Origin of the sequence: Pseudomonas sp. CAU 1711, assembly GCF_039888625.1 — a bacterium.
GTDB lineage: Bacteria > Pseudomonadota > Gammaproteobacteria > Pseudomonadales > Pseudomonadaceae > Aquipseudomonas.
The window spans coordinates 26,989-47,096 of record NZ_JBDQQT010000018.1 but is presented as its reverse complement, the minus strand read 5'-3'; the positions used below and the strand labels follow the sequence as shown (position 1 = coordinate 47,096).

The window sequence follows — 20,108 nt, the reverse complement described above, 5'->3', positions numbered from 1 at the left end:
TTTAAGTATTCTCCGGCAAGCGGCCGTCCGCCGAATGGTGTCTGGCCGGAGGTCGCCGTCGCCTCAGGCTGGCCGTCCGGGGTGGAGCGCGGCGACCAGAAGCGCTCCGGGGAGGGCTGCCAGCGCGATCAGGTCCAGCTGGGCCGCCACCAGCTCCAGTAGGATTTCCATTGTGCTCCAGGTGTTGCCGAACGCCTGGGCGAACAGGATGGCGGCGATGGCGCAGGCCAGCAGCGCACAGCCGGCGAAGAGGGCGAGCCGGGCCACTCGGCTGCGCAGGTGGCGGCTCGCTGCCAGGAAGATCAGCATGCCGGGTGCGGCGGCCAGGAGGATCTCGGGCATGGCGTAGCCGACGCCGTCGATCAGCGTGGGCCACTCCAGCGCCAGCCGCCCCTGGCGCAGGCTACCGGTCAGCAGGGCGATGAACAGCGCCGTGCAGGGCGCGATGGCCAGGCTCGCCGGCAGCGCCATGACGAGGCGACGCATCTCAGATCGCGCCGCCGGCCTTCAGCTCGGCGATCTGTTCGGCGCCGTAGCCCAGTTCGCCGAGCACCTGCTGGTTATGTTCGCCCAGTGCCGGGCCGGTCCATTCCACGCCGCCGGGGGTCTCGCTCAGCTTGGGTACTATGCCAGGCATCTTGAACGGCTTGCCGTCAGGCAGCCTGGCGGCGAGGAACATCTCGCGGGCGAGGAACTGCGGGTCGCCGAGCATGTCCTCGGCCGAGTAGATGCGGCTGGCCGGCACCTCGGCGCGCTTCAGCACGGCCTCCACCTCGGCCAGCGGCAGGCTCGCCGCCCAGCGGTCGATCACCCCGTAGAGCTCGTCGCGGCGGGCGTCGCGGCCGGCGTTGTCGGCCAGGCTCGGATCGCTGGCCAGATCCGCGCGGTCGATGGCGCGCATGAAGCGCTGGAAGATGGCGTCGCCGTTGGCGCCGATCTGGATATGCTTGCCGTCGGCGCAGGTGTGGATGGAGGAGGGGGTGATGCCGGGCATGATGTTGCCGGTCCTCTCCCGGACGAAGCCGAACACGTCGAACTCCGGCACCATCGACTCCATCATGGCGAACACCGCCTCGTACAGCGCCACGTCCACCACCTGGCCGCTGCCGCCGTTGACCTCGCGCTGGCGCAGCGCCATCAGCGCGCCGATCACGCCCCACAGCGCGGCGATGGAGTCGCCGATGCTGATGCCGGTACGCACCGGTGGCCGGTCCTCGAAGCCGGTGATGTAGCGCAGCCCGCCCATCGACTCGCCCACCGCGCCGAAGCCCGGCTGGTCCTTCAGCGGGCCGCTCTGGCCGAAGCCGGACAGGCGCACCATTACCAGCCTGGGGTTCAGGGCATGCAGGGTTTCCCAGTCGAAGCCAAGCTTCTCCAGCACGCCGGGGCGGAAGTTCTCGATCAGGATATCCGCCTGCGCCAGCAGCTTCTTCAGTACCTCGCGGCCGGCTTCGTGCTTGAGGTTGAGGGTGATGCAGCGCTTGTTGCGCGCCTGCACGAACCACCACAGCGAGGTGCCCTCGTACAGCTTGCGCCATTTGCGCAGCGGGTCGCCGCCGTCCGGCGACTCCACCTTGACCACCTCGGCGCCGAACTCGGCGCAGATGCGCGAGGCGAAGGGGCCGGCGATCAGGCTGCCGAGTTCGACCACTTTCAGGCCGGCGAGGGGTTTGCTGGGAATCATCTGGGCTCCTGTTGACAGTGCGACCTGGTCGGCGCTCCTCGGGTTTCGTCGGGGGAGTATCTGCGGTTAAATCGTCGGGCGAAAGGATGCGCTCACTCCCCTCGGACCAGGACGGCTCCGTCGCCGTGTTCGTTCTCCTATGCTTGCTTGCTTGCTGAAAATCGCTCCGGGCCTCAGCCGCCAAGGCATGTGGCCGGGTGTCATACGGCTGTTTCATTTTTCACATGTAAGCATGTTGATCTATTACATGTGATGTTCTAGTCTCGCATTCATGGAAAACAAATCATCCGCCCATTACCAGCGACTCTTCCGTCAGCGCCTGCGTGAGCAGGGGCTGGTCAAGAAGGAGGTCTGGATACTGCCCGAGCACGCGCCGCTGCTGGCCGCGTTCGAGCGCAAACTGCGTCAGCCTCGACCGGGGCTGGACTCTATGGAGAAGGAGGGAGCTATGAGCATGCCTCAGGTGTGGACCGCGCAGGCGCTGTTCGATGCGCTGGTCGCGACGGAGCTGTTCAAGGAAGGACGGGCAGCTATCGAGCTGATCCAGGGTGCCGATTCCAGTCTGCATGTCACCATGCGCGAATATGGCGATCTGCCGCTGTTCATGGCGGTGGTCGGCGAACAGATCATCGTCGAGGCGCTGCTCTGGCCGGCCGACGAGGTGCGCGATGCCGCGGCCTTCAACGAGGAGGTACTGCGTAGCCACAAGCTGTTCCCGCTGTCCTGCATCGGCCTGGAGACCCTGCCCGATGGTCAGTCCTGCTACACCATGTTCGGCGCGCTCAGCGCGTCTTCGAGCCTGTCCGACGTGGTGCTGGAGATTGAGCTGTTGGCGGATAACGTGATCAAGGCCACCGAAGCCTACGAGGGCTTTCTCAAGGCCGGTGCCTAAGGAGGAGTTGCCATGAATGTGTGGAGCAAGCTGCTGACCGCCCTGCGCGGCGGCGCCAACGAGATGGGTGAGGCGATCGTCGATAGCCAGGCCCTGCGCATCCTCGATCAGGAGATCCGCGACGCCGACCTGGAGCTGCGTAAGTCCAAGGAAGCGCTGGCCGAGATCATGGCCAAGCAGAAGCTGGCCGCCGAGCGTGCCGGCAAGAGCGCGGTCAAGGTCGCCGAGTACGAACAGTACGCGCTCAAGGCCCTGGAGGCCGGCAACGAGGAACTGGCCAAGGAAGTGGCGGTGAAGATCGCCAACCTGGAGGTCGAGCAGGCCGGCGAGCGCGAGCAGGCCGAGAGCTATGCCGCCAGCGTGGCCCAGCTGCGCAAGGCGGTGAGCCAGGCCGAGGCCAATATCAAGCGCCTGAAACAACAGGTGGATACGGTCAAGGCCACCGAGAGCGTGCAGAAGGCGCAGATGGCCGTGGCCCAGCGCTACGGTGGTTCGCAGGCCAAGCTGCACACCGCCGTGGAGTCGCTGGAGCGGATCAAACAACAGCAGGCCGAGCGTGCGGCGAAGATGGAGGCGGCGGCCGAACTGGCCGAGGCCGCCAATATCGACGAGTCGCTGGAGGCCAAGCTGCGTGCCGCCGGCATCAAGGCCGACAGTGCCGGCGCGGACAGCGTGCTGGCGCGCCTGAAGGACAAGGCCAAGTCCTGATAGTCGCGTGTCGCGGCGCAGCTCCGGCTGCGCCGCCTGATTCAGGGATGGGGATTCGATGGAAAACTTCCTGCACAGCGCTTTTGCGTTTCCCACCGTCATCTTCAGCTTCCTGCTGTGTCTGGCGGTGCTTTACTGGTGCGTGGCCGCGCTGGGCATCCTCGATGTCGACGTGCTCGACATCGAGGCCGATTCCACCCTGGAGTCGGTACAGCCCGAGGGGCTCGCCGGCCTGCTGCTCAAGCTGGGGCTCAACGGCGTGCCGGTGACCCTGGTGTTGACCCTGCTGTTCTTCTTCGCCTGGACGGCGAGCTATTTCGTCGAGTTGCTGCTGCTGCGCCATCTGCCGCTGGGCATCCTGCGTTACCCGCTGGGCCTGGCTATTGCCTTGGGCGCGCTGGTGGCGGCGGTGCCGTTCAGCGCCGCGCTGTGCCGGCCGCTGCGCCCGCTGTTTCGCAAGCTGGAGGCCACCAGCAGCAAGTCGGTGCTGGGGCAGACCGCCGTGGTGCGCAGCGGCCGGGTGACCCTCAGCCATGGCGAGGCGGTGCTGGAAGACGGTGGCGCGGGCCTGATCCTGCGTGTGCGTGCCGACGAGGCGCGTGGTTTCAAGCGCGGCGACCGTGTCGTGTTGCTGGAGTATCTGGAGGGCGAGCATGCCTACCGGGTCATAACCGAGGACGAGTTCAAGGGTCTCTGAGCCCTCGACCGCTTCAAGAATCAAAGGAGATTGATTGCAATGAGCCTCGAAATGGTGATGCCGTTCCTGATTGGCGTCGGTTTGTTCTTCCTGCTGATCTTCGGCTTCTTCGTGCTGTTCAAGGCCTTCTATATCAAGGTCCCGCAGGGCACGGCGCTGATCGTCAACGACATGTCCTCGACGCCCAAGGTGCACTTCACCGGCGCCTTGGTGTACCCGGTGATCTACCTCAAGGAGTTCATGAAGATCTCCCTGATCACCCTGGAAGTGGATAGGCGCGGCAAGGACGGCCTGATCTGCAAGGACAACATGCGTGCCGACATCACCGTGGCCTTCTACCTGCGCGTCAACGAGACCCAGGAAGACGTGCTCAAGGTGGCCAAGGCCATCGGCGTCGACCGTGCCTCCGACCGTGGCGCGGTCAACGACCTGTTCAACGCCAAGTTCTCCGAGGCGCTGAAGACCGTCGGCAAGCAGTTCGACTTCGTCCAGCTGTTCGAGAACCGCCAGGACTTTCGCGACCGCATCGTCGAGACCATCGGCAACGACCTCAACGGCTACGTGCTGGAAGACGTCGCCATCGACTACCTGGAACAGACCGCGAAGAACTCCCTGGACCCGAGCAACATTCTCGATGCCGAGGGCATTCGCAAGATCACCCAGCTGACCGCCGCGCAGAACGTCATCACCAACGAGCTGGAGCGCAACGAAGAGCTGGCGATCAAGAAGAAGAACGTCGAGACCCGCGAGGCCACCCTGGCCCTGGAGCGCCAGCAGGCCGATGCCGAGGCACGGCAGAAGCGCGAGATCGAGACCATCCGCGCCCGCGAGGAAGCCGAGACCATCAAGGTCAAGGAAGAGGAACGCCTCAAGGCCGAACAGGCGCGCATCCAGTCGCAGCAGGAAATCGACGTACGCGCCGAGAACCACCAGCGCGAGGTGGAAGTGGCCCAGCAGAACCGCCAGCGCGCCGTGGTCATCGAGGTGGAGAAAGTCACCCGCGCCAAGGACCTGGAAGTGGTCGCCCGCGAGCGTGAGGTGGAGCTGCAGCGCATCGAGGCCGAGAAGGCCCTGGAAGAGCAGCGCAAGAACATCGCCAACGTGATCCGCGAGCGCGTGGCCGTGGAGAAGACCGTGGCCCAGGAAGAAGAGCGCATCAAGGAAGTGCGCGAAGTGTCCGAAGCCGAGCGCGCCAAGCAGGTCATCGTCCTGCAGGCGCAGGCCGAGGCCGAGCAGGAGCTGGTACGCCAGGTCAAGCAGGCCGAAGCCGACGAGACCCGCTCCAAACACAAGGCGGTGGAAATCAACACCCTGGCCCAGGCCGAGCTGGAAGCCGCGGCCAAGCAGGCCGAGGCCAAGAAGCGCATGGCCGAAGGTATCGAAGCCGAGCGCGCCGCGCCTGGCCTGGCCGACGCCCGGGTGCTGGAAGTCACTGCCGCGGCGAAAGAGAAGGATGGTCTGGCCGCTGCCCGGGTCAAGGCCGAGCAGCTGATCGCCGAAGCCAAGGGCGAGCAGGAGAAAGGTCTGGCCGAGGCCCGCGTGCTGGAAGCGCAGGCCGCAGCCAAGGAGAAGGACGGCCTGGCCGAAGCCAAGGTGCTGGAAGAGAAGCTCGGTGCCCAGGCGCGTGGCGAGCAGCAGCTCGGCACCGCCAAGGCCCAGGCGACCAAGGATCAGGGTACTGCCGAGGCGGACATCTTGCTGCAGCGCCTGAACGCCGAAGCGGAAGGTCTGGGCAAGAAGTTCGGTGCCCTCGACGCCCTCAGCGACAGCGCTCGCCAGCACGAGGAGTTCCGCATGCAGCTGGAGAAGAGCTTCGAGGAGGCCATGGCCGCCATCGCCGCTAACAAGGACATCGCCAAGGACCAGGCCGAGGTGCTCGCCACCGCGCTGGGCAAGGCGAAGATCGAGATCGTCGGCGGCGAAGGCGACTTCTTCAACTCCTTCGCCAAGTCGCTGTCGGTGGGCAAGGCCATCGAGGGCGTGGTCGGCAAGAGCCCGGTGGTGCAGGACGTGCTGTCGCGCCTGCTGGCCGGCAAGGCGCCCGCCGCCTCGGTGGTCGCCGAGCGCAAGCTCGACGGCGAGGCACCGGCCGCCGGGGCCTGACCCGGCCGGACGGGCCGTTCGGCCCGTCCCCTCATTCTTCATAGCTCTCGCCCGGAGGGGCGGGAGCCTGACGCCGCAGATCCAGGATGACCACGATGTCGGACGCTCAAGCACCCCAGCCGCAGGACGTATTGGACCAGGCCGTCGCCCAGGGCGGCGCCTACGAGGTGCTGCACAAGCGCCTGCACGAGCAGGGCCAGCGCCTGCGGCAGACCACCGAGAATCTCAACCAGCAGCGCCTGACCGAGTTCGGCAGCAGCCAGATGGAGGTGGTCGGGCGGGTACGCATCCGCACCGAGAACAATTGCATCGCCCGCGACATCGTGCAGGTCGGCGACTGCCTGCTGTTCGGCTACAACGTGTTCCTCGGCCTGAAGAAGGAGACCCGCGTCGAGGACGTGTTCTCCCTCTATCGCCTCATCGAGCAGGACGAGGGCTACGAGGCCGAGCCTGTGGCGCTGGAGGGCAGCTTCCTGGCCCAGGCCAGCTTCGTCGCCGACTTCAACGAACTGTACAGCTACTACAAGAACACCCGCCTGCTGCAGCTGATGGTGCGCGACGGCAAGCTGCTGGCCAGCTTCCAGATCGGCGAGCGCATCAGCGACATCCGCGTGTTCCGCTGGTCGGTCTCGGTCGACGGCAAGGAAGTGCGCTATATCGACAACCGCGGCGAGCGCGACATCGCCCTGCCGGCGCCCTTCGACTTCGAGTGGACCAAGGCCACCCGCGAGATGGTGGTCGAGGGCCGCCACCCGCACCTGAATATCCTCGACACCCTGTTCGTCGAAACCATCGGCGGCGACCTGACCATCAAGGTCGAGAACAACACCGAGACGGGCCTGGGCATCTACCGCGAGGAAGTGCTGGACAAGACCCAGTCCCTCGACGATGGCCAGATCGAGTTCGCCCGCGTCGGCAGCCTGCTGCTGCTGAAGATCCTGCCATACCGCGAGGAGCAGTGGCGCTACCTGGTGTACAACGGCCTCACCGGCAAGGTCGAACGCATCGACGCCATCGGCCTGGCCTGCGTGCAGCTGCCGGAAGACCACGGCATCATCTTCCCCGGCGGCTACTACCTGCAGAGCGGCGAGCACAAGACCTTCGAGCAGTCCATGGACGGCATGCGCTTCAAGCGCGCCGTGCGCTCGCCCAACGGCGAGGACGTGCAGTACATCTTCTACCACCCGGAGCAGGGCCGTTCGGTGCTGCTCACCTACAACCTGATCAACCGCCAGCTGCAGAACCCGATCTTCGGCCACGGCTACGCGCGCCTGGAGGACGGCCGCACGGTGATCTTCGCCGCCGAGGGCGAGGAGCCGACTCGCATCCACCCGATGCAGATCTGGCAGACGCCGTTCTGCAGCGAGGAGTTCGCCGCCCGCCAGCCGGCGCGCTCAGGCTTCCTCGGCAAGATCGGCAACGCCGAGCTGGTGCGCGGGGTGTCCGACCTCTACGACCTGTGCCGCGAGATCGACACGCCGCAGGTATCGGTGCAGCGCTACGGCCTGCTGTGCCAGAACACCCGCCGCCTGTTCGATGCCTACCACTGGTTGGGCAGCGAGCAGCTGGCCGGTCTCGCTCCATTGCTGCGCGAGATCGCCGCCACCGCCGAACTGGTGCTGGACGAATACGAGAAGGTCGAGAGCATCCGCAAGCAGTCGGCCCAGGCCATGAGCGACGCCGAGAGCCGCCACAAGGCGCTGCTCGACGCCCTGCTGCCGGACAGCTGGGACCAGGTGCAGAGCTTCGTCGACGGCCTCAACGGCATCACCGCCCAGCGCGGCCTGCTGTTGACCATTCGCGAGTACCGCTACATCGATATCGCCCGCCTGGACGCCATGGAGGCCGAGCTGCTGGCCGCCCAGGAGCGTGTCTCGGCCGCCACCGCCGCGTTCCTCGCCGGCGAGGCGGCGCTGCAGCCCTTCGTCACCCGCCTGCAGGCCCTCGACGAGCAGGCGCAGAAGGCCGAGAGCGTGGCCCAGCTGAACGAGCCGCTGGGCGAGCTGCAGACCATGGCCGCCGACCTGGACATGCTGTCCAGCCTGATGGCTTCGTTGAAGATCGACGACGCCACCCAGCGCACGCGCATCGTCGAGTCGATTTCCGAGATTTACGCCCGCCTCAACCAGGCCAGGGCGCGCGCCGAGCAACGGCGCAAGGGCCTGGGTTCGGCCGAGACCGTGGCCCAGTTCGGCGCCCAGTTCAAGCTGTTCAGCCAGGGCATCACCAACGCCCTCGGCCAGGCCCAGGACCCGGAGCGCTGCGACGAGCAGCTGGCGCGCCTGCTGGTGCAGCTGGAGGAGCTGGAGAGCCAGTTCGGCGATCAGGAGCAGTTCCTCGGCGACATCCTGGCCAAGCGCGAGGAGCTGCTGGAAACTTTCGAGGCGCACAAGCAGGCGCTGCTCGACGAGCGCCAGCGCAAGGCGCAGAGCGTGCTGGACGCGGCCAAGCGCATCCTCGACAGCCTCGGCCGGCGCACCGCCAAGTTCACCCAGGCCGAGGAGCTGAACGCCTTCTTCGCCGCCGACCCGCTGATCCTCAAGCTGCGCGAGATGACCGAGCGCCTGCGCGAGCTGAAGGACAGCGTCAAGGCCGACGATATCGAGGCGCGCCTGAAGGGCGCGCGCGACCAGGCGGTGCGCGCCCTGCGCGACAAGAGCGAGCTGTTCGAGGAAGGCGGCAACGTCATCAAGCTCGGCCCGCGCCACCGCTTCAGCGTCAACACCCAGGAACTGGACCTGACCCTGCTGCCGCGCGGCGAGCAGCTGTACCTGCACCTGACTGGTACCGACTTCCTCGAGCCCCTGGCCAATGCCGAACTGGAGGCGCTTAAGCCCTTCTGGCAGGTGGTCCTGGAGTCCGAATCCGAACAGCTGTACCGCGCCGAATACCTGGCCGGCGAAGTGCTGGCCGCCGCCGATGCCGGGCGCGAGGGGCTGAGCAGCGAGCGCATCAAGCCGCTGCTGGCGCAGCCCGACGAGCTGGCCAGGCTGATCCGCGACTTCGCCGCGCCGCGCTATAAGGAAGGCTACGAGAAGGGCATTCACGACCACGATGCCGCCGCCATCCTCGCGGCGCTGCTGCCGCTGCGCGACAGCGCCGGGCTGCTGCGCTATGGCGCCGAGGCGCGGGCACTGGCCTGTCTGTTCTGGGACCTGCGACGCGAGGATGAGGCCGTCGCGCAGTGGCCGCAGCGGGCACGCACCAGCCGGCATATCCAGCAGCTGTTCGGCCAGGACAGCGGGCTGCGTCAGCTGCAGGGCGAGGTCGCCATGGCGCTGCAGGCCTTCCTCGCCGAGCAGCCGCTGGGCCTGAGCGAGGCGGTGACCGGCGAGGCGGCCGAGTACCTGGTGCAGGAACTCTCCGCCGAGCGCATCGAGTTCGTTTTCAGCAAATACGCCAAACAGTTGCTGGAAGGCCTCAAGCTGCGCCTGCAGGGCGCGCGCATGTGGGACGACTACCAGCAGGCCCTGGCCAGGCTCGACGGCCGCCCGGCCGCGCAGTGGGCCCTGGCCGGCAACTGGCTGCAGGGCCTCTGCGCCCAGGACGAGTTCGCCGCGCTGCGCGGCTACGTGGCCGAGGCCACGGCCCTGGCGCTGCTCGGCGAAGGCTTCCCCGGCCGCGCCAGCGAGGTGGACCTGCGCTTCACCGTCAGCGGGCTGATGGGCGAGCATCCGCGCATTCAGGAACACCAGCTGGTGCTGGCGGTGGACGATTTCTTCGCCCGCCTGCGCAAGCACCGCGAGCGCTTCCTGCCGGGGCTGCAGCGCTACCAGGCGCTGCGCCAGGAGGTGATCAACCGCGAGCGCGAGGCGTTGCGCCTGGCCGAGTTCAAGCCCAAGCCGCTGAGTTCCTTCGTGCGCAACAAGCTGATCAACGACGTCTATCTCGGCGTGATCGGCGACAACCTGGCCAAGCAGATGGGCACCGCCGGACAGAACAAGCGTACCGACCTGATGGGCCTGCTGATGCTCATCTCACCGCCCGGCTACGGCAAGACCACGCTGATGGAGTACGTGGCGCACCGCCTCGGCCTGATCTTCATGAAGATCAACGGCCCGGCCCTGGGCCACGAGGTGCGCTCCATCGACCCGGCGCAGGCGCCGGACGCCACCTCGCGCCAGGAGCTGGAGAAGCTCAACCTGGCGCTGGAGATGGGCAACAACGTGATGCTGTATGTCGACGACATCCAGCACACCCACCCGGAATTCCTGCAGAAGTTCATCTCGCTCTGTGATGGAACGAGGCGCATCGAAGGCGTGTGGAAGGGCAGGACCAAGACCTACGACATGCGCGGCAAGAAGTTCTGCGTGGTGATGGCGGGCAACCCCTACACCGAGTCCGGCGAGGTCTTCAAGATTCCGGACATGCTGGCCAACCGCGCCGACATCTACAACCTCGGCGACACCCTGGGCGGCATGCAGGAGGCCTTCGCGCTGTCCTACATCGAGAACGCTTTGACTTCCAACCCGGTGCTGGCGCCGCTGGCCACCCGCGACATGGCCGACGTCTACCGTTTCGTCGCCAAGGCCGAGGGCAAGCCGTTCTCCGCCAACGAGCTGAGCCATGGCTACAGCGGCGCCGAGGTCAACGAGATAGTCGCCACCCTGCAGCGCCTGATGCAGGTGCGCGACGTGGTGCTCAAGGTTAACCAGCAGTACATCGCCAGCGCCGCCCAGGCCGACCACTACCGCAGCGAGCCACCGTTCAAGCTGCAGGGCAGCTACCGCAACATGAACAAGATGGCGGAGAAGATCAGCTCGGTGATGAACGATGCCGAGCTGCTGCAGCTGATCGCCGACCACTATCAGGGCGAGTCGCAACTGCTCACCACCGGCGCCGAGGAGAATCTGCTCAAGCTGGCCGAGCTGCGCGGCAATATGACCGAAGAACAGCGTGATCGCTGGGCGCAGATCAAGCGCGACTTCCTGCGCAACAAGGCCATGGGCGGCAGCGACAGCGATGTCGGTACCCGCGTGGTGGCCCAGCTCAATGACCTGGTCGAAGGCATCCGCGCCCTCGGCGGCAGCCTGCAGCGCGAGCCGCAGGCCGCCCCGCAGGTGCCCTGGGAAGAGCTGCTGGCCGGCCTGGACAAGCTCGGCCAGTTGCGTCCGCAGGTCGAGGTGGCCGTGCAGGCGCCGCCGCAGCCGGGCGTGCAGGTGCTGCTGGAGCGCCTGGCCGAGACCCTGCAGAACAGCTTCCTGCCGCTGATGAACGCCATGGACAAGAAGATCGAGATCGATCTGCGCACCCACAATCGCATGGGCGACATGGCCCAGAGGCTACGCGAGTTGGGCCAGTTCCTCGGTGCGCCGCCGGCCTCGCCAGCGCCGACCGAGCCGGGACCCGAGCAGGCGTGACGGCCTGGCTGGCGCCGCGCCTGCGCCTGCTTGCCGGCATCGCCGGGCTGATGCTGGCGCTGCAGCTGTTCAACGGCCTGAGCGGCAACGCCCTGAACGCCTGGGGCGTGCTGCCGCGGCAGGTCGGCAGCCTGCCGGGCATCCTCTTCGCGCCCTGGCTGCATGCCGGCTGGTGGCATTTGCTCGGCAACCTGTCGGGGCTGCTGCTTCTGGCCTGGCTGGCCATGCTCGACTCGCCGCGGCGTTTCCTCGGCGCCAGCGCCTTCATCATCCTCGGCAGCGGCCTGCTGGTCTGGCTGCTGGCCCGCCCGGGCGTGCATCTGGGCGCCAGCGGCTGGCTGTTCGGCCTGTGGGGCCTGCTGCTCGGGCGCGCCTGGTTCGAGCGCAGCCTGGCCAGCCTGCTGATCGCCGTGCTGGTGCTGCTGTATTATGGCGGCTGGTGGTGGGGCCTGCTGCCGCAGCGCGGCGTGTCCTTCGAGTACCACCTGGCCGGCGCCTTCTGCGGCGTGCTCTACGCCGCCCTGACCCGTAGCGCAAGGAGAGATTGAATGGATTTCGCCCGCCTGGACCAGCAACTGCGCGACAGCCTGGTCGACCTGAAGCTGAGCAACGAGGAGCGCGACGAGCTGCGCCAGCTCGGTAGCGACCTCGGCCCCGACCAGGTGCGCTACCTGCGCAACCGCGCCTTCGCCCTGGTGCGTGAGCTGGTGCTCGAACCGGCCAACGCTCAGGCCGCGCTGAAGTGGCTGGAGCAGGTGATCAAGACCCTCGACCTCGCCAGCGCGCCGCCGCGCCCGGCGGTGGCCAGCGCCCATTTCAGCCCCGGCGAGGAGTGCCTGCGCAAGATCCGCGAGCTGTGCCGCCAGGCCCGGCGCTCGGTGGATATCTGCGTCTACACCATCTCCGATGACCGCTTGAGCGAGGAAATCCTCGCCTGCCACCGCCGCGGCGTGGCGGTGCGGGTGATCAGCGACAACGAGAAGCAGTTTGATGAGGGCAGCGACGTCGCCTACCTGCGCGGCCAGGGCGTGCCGCTGCGCATCGATTCCGGCCCCTATCACATGCACCACAAGTTCGCCCTGTTCGACGGTCAGTGGCTGCTCAACGGCAGCTTCAACTGGACCCGCAGCGCCAGCGCCAACAACGCCGAGAACCTGCTGGTGATCGACCATCCGCAGTTGCTGGCGGCCTACGCGCGGCAGTTCGACGAGCTGTGGGCGCGCTACGCCAACAACGCCTGAGGCCGCTCTTGCAGCCTGCTCTGGCTTGACCTTCGGGCTCAGCCTGCTTTAACGGAGGTTAGGTTTTCCGGCTGGCGGGGGAGGGTTACGCATGGCGTTGCGCAATGCGGTGCAGTTGATCACCTATCCGGATCGTTTCGGCGGCAATCTGGCCGGCCTTTACCAGCTGCTGGATCGGCATCTGGCCGATGCCGTCGGCGGCGTGCATATCCTGCCGCTGTATCCGTCCAACGCCGATGGCGGCTTCTCGCCGCTGACCCACCTGGAAGTCGATCCGCGCTACGGCGACTGGGCCGACGTCGAGCGCATCTCCGCGCGTTTCGACCTGTGCGTCGACCTGGTGATCAGCCATATCTCCGACCAGTCGCCGGAGTTTCTCGACTTCCTCGCCAGGGGCCTGGCCTCGCCCCATGCCGAGCTGTTCGTGCGGGTCGACGAGCTGGGCGAGATTACCCTGGAAGACCTGGCCAAGATCCATATCCGCAAGGAGAAGGAGCCGTTTCGCCAGGTGCGGCTGGCCAGCGGCGAGCGTTGCCGGGTGTGGTGCACCTTCACCGAGCGGCAGATCGACCTCAACTACCAGTCGCCCAAGACCTACCAGCTGATGGAGCGCTACCTGGCCTTTCTCGCCGCGCGCGGGGCCAAGCTGCTGCGCCTGGACGCCTTCGGCTACACCACCAAGAGGATCGGCACGAGCTGCTTTCTGGTCGAGCCGGATGTCTACCGCATCCTCGACTGGTTCCGCGAGACCGGCGAGAAGTACGGCGCCGAGATGCTGCCGGAAGTGCACGACCATATCAGCTACCAGTACGCCATCTCGCGCCGGCACATGCGCCCCTATGCCTTCGCCCTGCCGCCGCTGGTGCTGCACGCCTTTCTCAGCGGCAACGGCCGCTACCTCAAGCAGTGGCTGCGCATGTGCCCGCGCAACCAGATCACAGTGCTGGATACCCACGATGGCATCTGCATCCCCGATGTCGAGAGCATGCTGCCGGAGGCGGAGATCCGCTTCCTGGTCGACGAGGTCTCGGCACGCAGCGCCGATCCGATCATGCGCCGTTCGGCGGTCAACGTGCATAGCGTCGGCGCCATCTACCAGCTGACCTGCACCTTCTTCGAGGCGCTGATGCGCAACGAGAATGCCTATATCGCCGCGCGCGCCATCCAGTTCTTCACCCCGGGCATTCCACAGGTGTACTACGTCGGCCTGCTCGGCGGCTGCAACGACTTCGAGCTATGCGAGGCCAGCGGCGAGGCGCGTGACGTCAATCGTCACCATTACAGCCTGGCCGAGGCCGAACAGGCGCTGCAGCAACCCCTGGTGCGGCGCCTGCTGGCGCTGATGCGCCTGCGCAATAGCCACCCGGCCTTCGCCGGGCGCTTCGAACTCAACCAGTCCGCCGATACCGGCGTGTGCATGGCCTGGCGCCACGGCGAGCACTACTGCCGGCTGTGCGTCGACCTGGGCACGGCGCAGGCGATCATCGACTACAGCGACCCGCAGGATGGGCGGATGGGGCAGCTGTACTGCTGAGCCTGAGCCGCCAGGCACTCTGCCGTGCGAGTGGCTTCAGGCGGCTGCGCCGGAGGGTTCCCAGAACGCATCGCTCTGCAGCTTGCTCAGCAGCTGACCGCGCAGCGCCTGGCCCTGGTCGGCCAGGTCGGCCAGCTTGTCCGTCAGTTGTCGCAGTGGCTGGGCCAGGGCGTGCAGGGTGAAGAAGGTCAGGTGCTGGATGGCCAGTTGCAGATGGTCGTGCTCGACCAGCGCGGCCACCCACTGGTCCTCGCCGAAGGATTCGCCCGGCGGAATATCCGCGCGAGCCGCCAGGGCGAGATCGAGGTGCTGCAGCTGCAGATAGGCGAGGGCGATGTTTTCCAGCAGCAGGGCCTTGTCGAAGTCTTCCAGCTCGTCGTCAGGAGCGCTCCGGCGCAGCAGCTCATGAGCCTGCGCCAGTTTGGCGAGGGCATCCTCGTCGCGCTCGAGCTTGTGCAGCAGGCGCGCCAGGCGGGTGAGGTTGGCGATTCTGCCGTAGCAGTCCATCGACCCCAGTAGCCGCTCCATTTCCTCCAGCCCCCTGCGCAGCTCGTAGCTGGTACGTTGCCGCGCGGGCAGCCGGCTCTGGGCCAGCAGGCGCGCCTCGAGCACGAAGAAGGGCAGCTCATCCCGCTGATCCTCGGCCAGTTCGGCCAGCCAGCGCTCGGCCTGCTCCAGCAAGCGGGCCGCCAGCTCGGGCCGTTCCTCGGCATGGAGGCTCCACAGCGACAGGTACAGATCGATGCGCTGCTGCGTGTCACGGGCGAGCGCCAGCAGTGAGTCGGCGGCGCCGTTGAAGGTGCCACGGCCGATATGCCACTGGGCCAGATGCAGCAGCGGGGGCATGCGCTGCACATCGTCCAGGGTCGCCAGCAGTTCCTCGGCTTGCGCCAGCTGGCCACGCTCGAGCATGGCGGCGAGCATCTGCTCATGCAGGTCCTGGCCTGCGTGGGAGGGCAGTTTGGAGATGAGCGAGCGGGCCTGCTCGAACAGGCCGGCGCGAATCAGCTCGGTGATCGCCAGCGGACTCTGCTCCTGCGGCAGCAGCCCGGCGATGGCCTGCAGCCGCGCGAAGTCGCCGAGTTCGGCCAGTTCCCGCAGCAGGGTGTCCAGGCCGAGGTACTGCTGCAGTTCGGCGCCGGCCTGCATCGACTGCCAGGCCCGCTCGAGGGTGCGCGCGGCCTTGTCCGGCTGAGCGACCCCGCGTTGCTCTCGGGCCAGCTGCAGCAGCGGCAGGACTTCGGCGTCACCGCTGTGCTCGTCGAACTCGTCCAGCACGGCTCTTGCTTCATCGAGGCGGCCCTCGGCGCGCAGCAGCGGGGCTTTCAGCAGAGGTGAGCGGGGCAGGCCGTCGCCGGTTTTCGCCAGCAGCTCCAGGGCCCGGCGCTCATGCCCCGTCGCGATCAGGTGGTTGAGCAGGTTGTCCAGGGCGACGCCACGATGGTGCGGGTCGAGCCGGTCCAGCAGCTGCAGGAGCGCGTCTGTCTGCTCGTCGTCCAGCAGGCTGGTGCACAGTCCGCTCTGGGCGATCTGCCAGGCATCGCCCTGCAGCTTGGCGGCCAGGCTGCGGGCCAGCTGCGGGTGGATGTATTGCAGGCTGGCGATGCGGTTGATCTGCTTGGCTTCGTCCAAAGTTATGCGTGCCGGACTGCCTTTGACTTCCAGGCGTGGGTCGACCGGCTCGCCGCCGCTGAAGGCGACGAACACGGCCACGGCGATGATGACGAGCAGAACGATGGTGAATACTTCCATGGGGCTCCCTTCCCTGGGCAAGCCTCTCGACCATGAGGGCTTTCGGTGCCCGGTCTTATACGGCGGCTAATAGGTCGCGGCAACCGCCTGTGGCGCCGTTTGCCAACCCCGTCCGGTCGCATGAGCCTCACCTGCCGAAGGTTTCGCGCTAGACTTGCGCCCCTTCGCTTCCCAGCCGGTACTCCTCCTATGGCCCTGCAAGCCACGCCCTACAAGGTCGAGCTGAATCTCAGTGACCTCGACCGCAACCTCTATCAGAACCTGCGCTTCACCGTGGCCCGTCATCCTTCGGAGACCGAGGAGCGCCTGGCCGTGCGCCTGATCGCCTATGCCCTGTGGTACGACGAGCAGCTGGCCTTCGGTCGCGGCCTGTCCGATGTCGATGAGCCGGCGCTGTGGCAGAAGAGCCTGGACGACCGCGTGCTGCACTGGGTCGAGGTGGGTCAGCCGGACGCCGAGCGCATGACCTGGTGCTCGCGGCGCACCGAGCGCTTCAGTGTGCTGGCCTACGGCAGCCTGCGGGTGTGGCAGAACAAGGTGCTCGATGGCGTGCGCAGCCTGAAGAACCTCAACGTCGCCGCCGTGGGGCAGGAGGCGCTGGAGGCGCTGGCCCGCGACCTGCCGCGCTCCATCGAGTGGAGCGTGATGATCAGCGACGGCCAGCTGTTCGTCACCGACGAGCGCGGCCAGCACGAGATTCCCCTGGAGTGGCTGGCCGGCGAACGCTGAGCCGTTTTCCCCTCTCCCCCTGGGAGAGGGGCCAGGGGTGAGGGACCGACCGGCTACACGGGGCTTGCCACACCCCAACCCTCTCCCGGCGGGAGAGGGAGCTTACCGCTCCGCCCAGCAGAACAACCGGAACCCCCATGCGCATCGATCTTCGCCCCTTGCCCGCAACCCTGCCCGACCTGGGCCAGCTGCCGCCGCTGTTGACCCGTCTGTATGCCGCCCGCGGTGTGCAGAGCGCCGAGGAGCTGGACAAGGGCCTGGCGCGGCTGATCCCCTACCAGCGGCTGAAGGGCATGGACGCGGCGGTGGAACTGCTGGTGCAGGCCCTGCAGCGGCGCCAGCGCATCCTCTTCGTTGGCGACTTCGATGCCGACGGCGCCACCGCCAGCGCGGTCGGCGTGCTCGGCCTGCGCATGCTCGGCGCGGCGCAGGTCGACTACCTGGTGCCCAACCGCTTCGAGTATGGCTACGGCCTGACCCCGGAAATCGTCGCCGTGGCCCTGCAGCGCCAGCCCGACCTGCTGGTGACGGTGGACAACGGCATCTCCAGCGTCGAGGGTGTGGCCGCGGCCAAGGCCGCCGGCCTGCGGGTGCTGGTCACCGACCACCACCTGCCGGGGCCTGAGCTGCCGGCGGCCGACGCCATCGTCAACCCCAACCAGCCGGGCTGCGAGTTTCCGAGCAAGGCGCTGGCCGGCGTCGGGGTGATCTTCTATGTGCTGCTGGCGCTGCGCGCCCGGTTGCGCGAGATCGGCTGGTTTTCCACGCGCGCCGAACCGAACCTGGGCGAGCTGCTCGACCTGGTGGCCCTCGGCAGCGTCGCCGACGTGGTGCCGCTGGACGCCAACAACCGCATCCTGGTGCACCAGGGCCTGGCGCGCATCCGCGCCGGCCGGGCGCGGCCGGGGCTCAAGGCGATTCTCGAGGTGGCCGGCAAGCGTCACGAACGCATCAGCTCCACCGACCTCGGCTTTATCCTCGGGCCGCGCCTGAACGCGGCGGGGCGCCTGGACGACATGAGCTTAGGGATAGAGTGCCTGCTGTGCGACGACGAGGCGCTGGTCCGCGACATGGCCCAGCAGCTCGACGAGTTGAACCGCGACCGCAAGGCCATCGAGCAGGGCATGCAGCGCGAGGCGCTGGCCCAGCTCAAGGACCTGAGCCTGGAGGACATGCCTTTCGGCCTGTGCCTGTTCGAGCCGGACTGGCATCAGGGGGTGATCGGCATCCTCGCCTCGCGCCTCAAGGAACGCTACCACCGCCCGGCCATCGCCTTCGCCGACGCCGGCGACGGCCTGCTCAAGGGCTCGGCGCGCTCGGTGCCGGGACTGCATATCCGCGACGCGCTGGACGCCGTGGCGGCGCGCCATCCGGGGCTGATCAGCAAGTTCGGCGGCCACGCCATGGCCGCCGGCCTGTCGCTGCCGCAGGAACACTTCGGCGCCTTCGCCGCCGCCTTCGATGCCGAGGTGCGCCGCCAGCTCAGCGAGGACGATCTCACCGGTCGCCTGCTGTCCGACGGCCAGCTCGGCGCCGAGGAGTTCCATCTGGAGCTGGCCAAGGCTCTGCGTCATGCCGGGCCCTGGGGCCAGCACTTCCCCGAGCCGCTGTTCCACGGCCTGTTCCAGATCGTCAGCCAGCGGGTGGTGGGCGAGAAGCACCTGAAGCTGGTGGTCAAGACCGAGTGCGGCGGCCAGGCCCTGGACGGCATCGCCTTCAACGTCGACCGCGAAATCTGGCCCAACGCCAGCGTGCGCTGGGTCGAGCTGGCCTACAAGCTCGACGTCAACGAATACCAGGGCCGCGAGAGCGTGCAGCTGCTGGTGGCGCACCTGGCGCCGCGCTAGCGGGCTGTGGCGAGGGGGAGGTGACCCATGCGCGGCCTGGCGATTTGAATTAGCCAGGCGGGCCACTAGGCTTAGCAGGTTCCGGATTCGGCAAGGAGCGCCCATGGACCCATTCATGCAAGCCGCCATAGACGAGGCCCGCGAGGGCCTGTCCGAAGGTGGCATTCCCATAGGTTCGGTGCTGGTCCACCAGGGCCGCATCATCGGTCGCGGCCACAATCGCCGCGTGCAGCAGGGCAGCGCCATTCGCCATGGCGAGATGGATGCCTTCGAAAGCGCCGGGCGTCAGCCGGCCAGCGTCTACCGCGAATCCGTGCTCTATACCACCCTGTCGCCCTGCGCCATGTGCAGCGGGGCGATCCTGCTGTACGGCATCCCCCGGGTGGTGATCGGCGAGAACCTCAGCTTCCTCGGCGAGGAGGCGCTGCTGCGCGAGCGCGGCGTGCAGCTGGAGGTGCTGCAGGACCCCGAGTGCGTGCGCCTGATGCGGGGCTTTATCGCCGCCCGCCCCGAGCTGTGGGGCGAGGATATCGGCGAGTAGCGCTGCAATATCCGGATGCACAAAGGCGCGCGCCGGTCGGCAACCTTGCTGGCGAGAGTCGGTCTGTTCCACGGATAGGTTGACCCTGAAGGAGGGGCAGATGAATACGCGCGGTTTGCTCGACCAATTGCTCAAATCCGGCCAGGACCTGCTGCAGCAGCAGTCGGCCTCTTCCTCGTCCGCCGGCCTGGGCGGACTGCTCGGTGGCGTGGCCGGCGGCAAGGGCGGCAGCGGCGATCTATCCACCCTGCTCAAGGGCGCCGGTGCGCTGGGGCTGCTGCTGGGCAACAAGAGCGCGCGCAAGCTGGGCAGCAAGGCGCTGACCTACGGCGGTCTGGCCGCCCTCGGGGTGATCGCCTACAAGGCCTACGGCAACTGGCAGGCGCAGCAGCGCGCGGCCGGCGCCAAGCCGGTTGGCGAGCCGCAGACGCTGGATCGCCTGCCGCCGCCCCAGGCCGAGCAGCACAGCCAGGCCATCCTCAAGGCGCTGGTGGCGGCGGCCAAGGCCGATGGCCATGTCGATGCCAGGGAGCGCCAGCTGATCGAGGAGCAGCTCGGTGCCCTGGCGGGCGATGCCGAGCTGCAGCGCTGGCTGGACGCCGAGCTGAACAAGCCGCTCGACCCGGCCGAGGTGGCGCGCGCCGCCGGCACGCCGGAAATGGCCGCGGAGATGTATATCGCTAGCGTGCTGATGGTCGACGAGGAGCACTTCATGGAGCGTGCCTACCTCGAGGAGCTGGCCCGCCAGCTCAGGCTGGAGCCCGCGCTCAAGGCCGAGTTGGAAAGCCAGGTGCGCCAGGAGCTGGCGTTGCGCTGATGGTTTGCGCGAAGTTTCGGGCCGGTTCCCGGGGTTTCGCGCGCTCGCATCCGGCCCGCATGGCGCGCAAGGCGCCTGCCCGGGCAACCCCGGCGACGGGCTCGTCACCCTTGTCCAGCCGCCCCTCGTAATCGGCAGATGCCCGGCCGGGCGGCCATGAGCTCTGCATACAAAGCCCACGCAATCTTCAAACTCTTCCCATG

General features: G+C 67.4%; 15 protein-coding genes. 12 read left to right on the top strand and 3 right to left on the bottom strand.

All coding sequences use genetic code 11. The features are described from left to right. Positions 1 to 63: 63 nt before the first annotated feature. Together AAFN46_RS18550 and AAFN46_RS18545 are read right to left on the bottom strand one after the other, a co-directional pair. Complete coding sequence (locus AAFN46_RS18550; protein WP_347810176.1) at positions 64 to 486, bottom strand: hypothetical protein; 423 nt, start codon at positions 484 to 486, stop codon at positions 64 to 66. Between the two features lies 1 nt (position 487). After that, entirely contained in the window at positions 488 to 1,684 is a 1,197-nt protein-coding gene (locus AAFN46_RS18545) for a CaiB/BaiF CoA-transferase family protein (RefSeq protein ID WP_347810175.1), read from the bottom strand. Between the two features lie 271 nt (positions 1,685 to 1,955). Between AAFN46_RS18545 and AAFN46_RS18540 the strand changes: the two genes are divergently transcribed. From AAFN46_RS18540 to gtfA, 8 genes are all read left to right on the top strand, one after another. Further along, a complete protein-coding gene (locus AAFN46_RS18540) occupies positions 1,956 to 2,576 on the top strand; it encodes a YjfI family protein (protein ID WP_347810174.1) in 621 nt (206 codons plus the stop codon). 12 nt (positions 2,577 to 2,588) lie between these two features. Beyond that, on the top strand, positions 2,589 to 3,284 hold the full coding sequence (locus AAFN46_RS18535; protein WP_347810173.1) for a PspA/IM30 family protein: 696 nt from the start codon (positions 2,589 to 2,591) through the stop codon (positions 3,282 to 3,284). Between the two features lie 58 nt (positions 3,285 to 3,342). Continuing rightward, on the top strand, positions 3,343 to 3,981 hold the full coding sequence (locus AAFN46_RS18530) for a hypothetical protein (protein WP_347810172.1): 639 nt from the start codon (positions 3,343 to 3,345) through the stop codon (positions 3,979 to 3,981). 39 nt (positions 3,982 to 4,020) lie between these two features. Then, complete coding sequence (locus AAFN46_RS18525) at positions 4,021 to 6,084, top strand: flotillin family protein (RefSeq protein WP_347810171.1); 2,064 nt, start codon at positions 4,021 to 4,023, stop codon at positions 6,082 to 6,084. A gap of 95 nt (positions 6,085 to 6,179) precedes the next feature. Beyond that, positions 6,180 to 11,444, top strand: coding sequence for a DNA repair ATPase (locus AAFN46_RS18520; protein ID WP_347810170.1), 5,265 nt, complete (start codon positions 6,180 to 6,182; stop codon positions 11,442 to 11,444). A 50-nt stretch (positions 11,445 to 11,494) separates the two neighbouring features. Further along, positions 11,495 to 11,992 carry a rhomboid family intramembrane serine protease gene (locus AAFN46_RS18515; RefSeq protein WP_347810210.1) on the top strand — a complete coding sequence of 166 codons (498 nt, stop codon included), beginning with the start codon at positions 11,495 to 11,497 and terminating at the stop codon, positions 11,990 to 11,992. Continuing rightward, the gene (locus tag AAFN46_RS18510) at positions 11,993 to 12,685 is read left to right on the top strand and encodes a phospholipase D-like domain-containing protein (protein ID WP_347810169.1); all 693 of its coding nucleotides are present in this window, start codon (positions 11,993 to 11,995) and stop codon (positions 12,683 to 12,685) included. It begins immediately after the preceding gene. Between the two features lie 91 nt (positions 12,686 to 12,776). Then, positions 12,777 to 14,219 (top strand): sucrose phosphorylase, encoded by a 1,443-nt coding sequence (gene gtfA, locus AAFN46_RS18505; RefSeq protein ID WP_347810168.1) that lies wholly within the window; start codon positions 12,777 to 12,779, stop codon positions 14,217 to 14,219. A gap of 36 nt (positions 14,220 to 14,255) precedes the next feature. On the opposite strand, the gene AAFN46_RS18500 is transcribed toward gtfA, so the two are convergent. Next, on the bottom strand, positions 14,256 to 15,971 hold the full coding sequence (locus AAFN46_RS18500; protein WP_347810167.1) for a hypothetical protein: 1,716 nt from the start codon (positions 15,969 to 15,971) through the stop codon (positions 14,256 to 14,258). A gap of 189 nt (positions 15,972 to 16,160) precedes the next feature. Between AAFN46_RS18500 and AAFN46_RS18495 the strand changes: the two genes are divergently transcribed. The 4 genes from AAFN46_RS18495 (at position 16,161) to AAFN46_RS18480 (ending at position 19,905) form a co-directional block, all read left to right on the top strand. Continuing rightward, on the top strand, positions 16,161 to 16,700 hold the full coding sequence (locus tag AAFN46_RS18495; RefSeq protein WP_347810166.1) for a YaeQ family protein: 540 nt from the start codon (positions 16,161 to 16,163) through the stop codon (positions 16,698 to 16,700). Positions 16,701 to 16,837: 137 nt separating this feature from the next. Then, on the top strand, positions 16,838 to 18,547 hold the full coding sequence (recJ, locus tag AAFN46_RS18490; RefSeq protein WP_347810165.1) for a single-stranded-DNA-specific exonuclease RecJ: 1,710 nt from the start codon (positions 16,838 to 16,840) through the stop codon (positions 18,545 to 18,547). Positions 18,548 to 18,650: 103 nt separating this feature from the next. Next, on the top strand, positions 18,651 to 19,088 hold the full coding sequence (locus AAFN46_RS18485) for a nucleoside deaminase (RefSeq protein WP_347810164.1): 438 nt from the start codon (positions 18,651 to 18,653) through the stop codon (positions 19,086 to 19,088). A 100-nt stretch (positions 19,089 to 19,188) separates the two neighbouring features. Beyond that, a complete protein-coding gene (locus AAFN46_RS18480; protein ID WP_347810163.1) occupies positions 19,189 to 19,905 on the top strand; it encodes a tellurite resistance TerB family protein in 717 nt (238 codons plus the stop codon). Positions 19,906 to 20,108 lie beyond the last annotated feature (203 nt).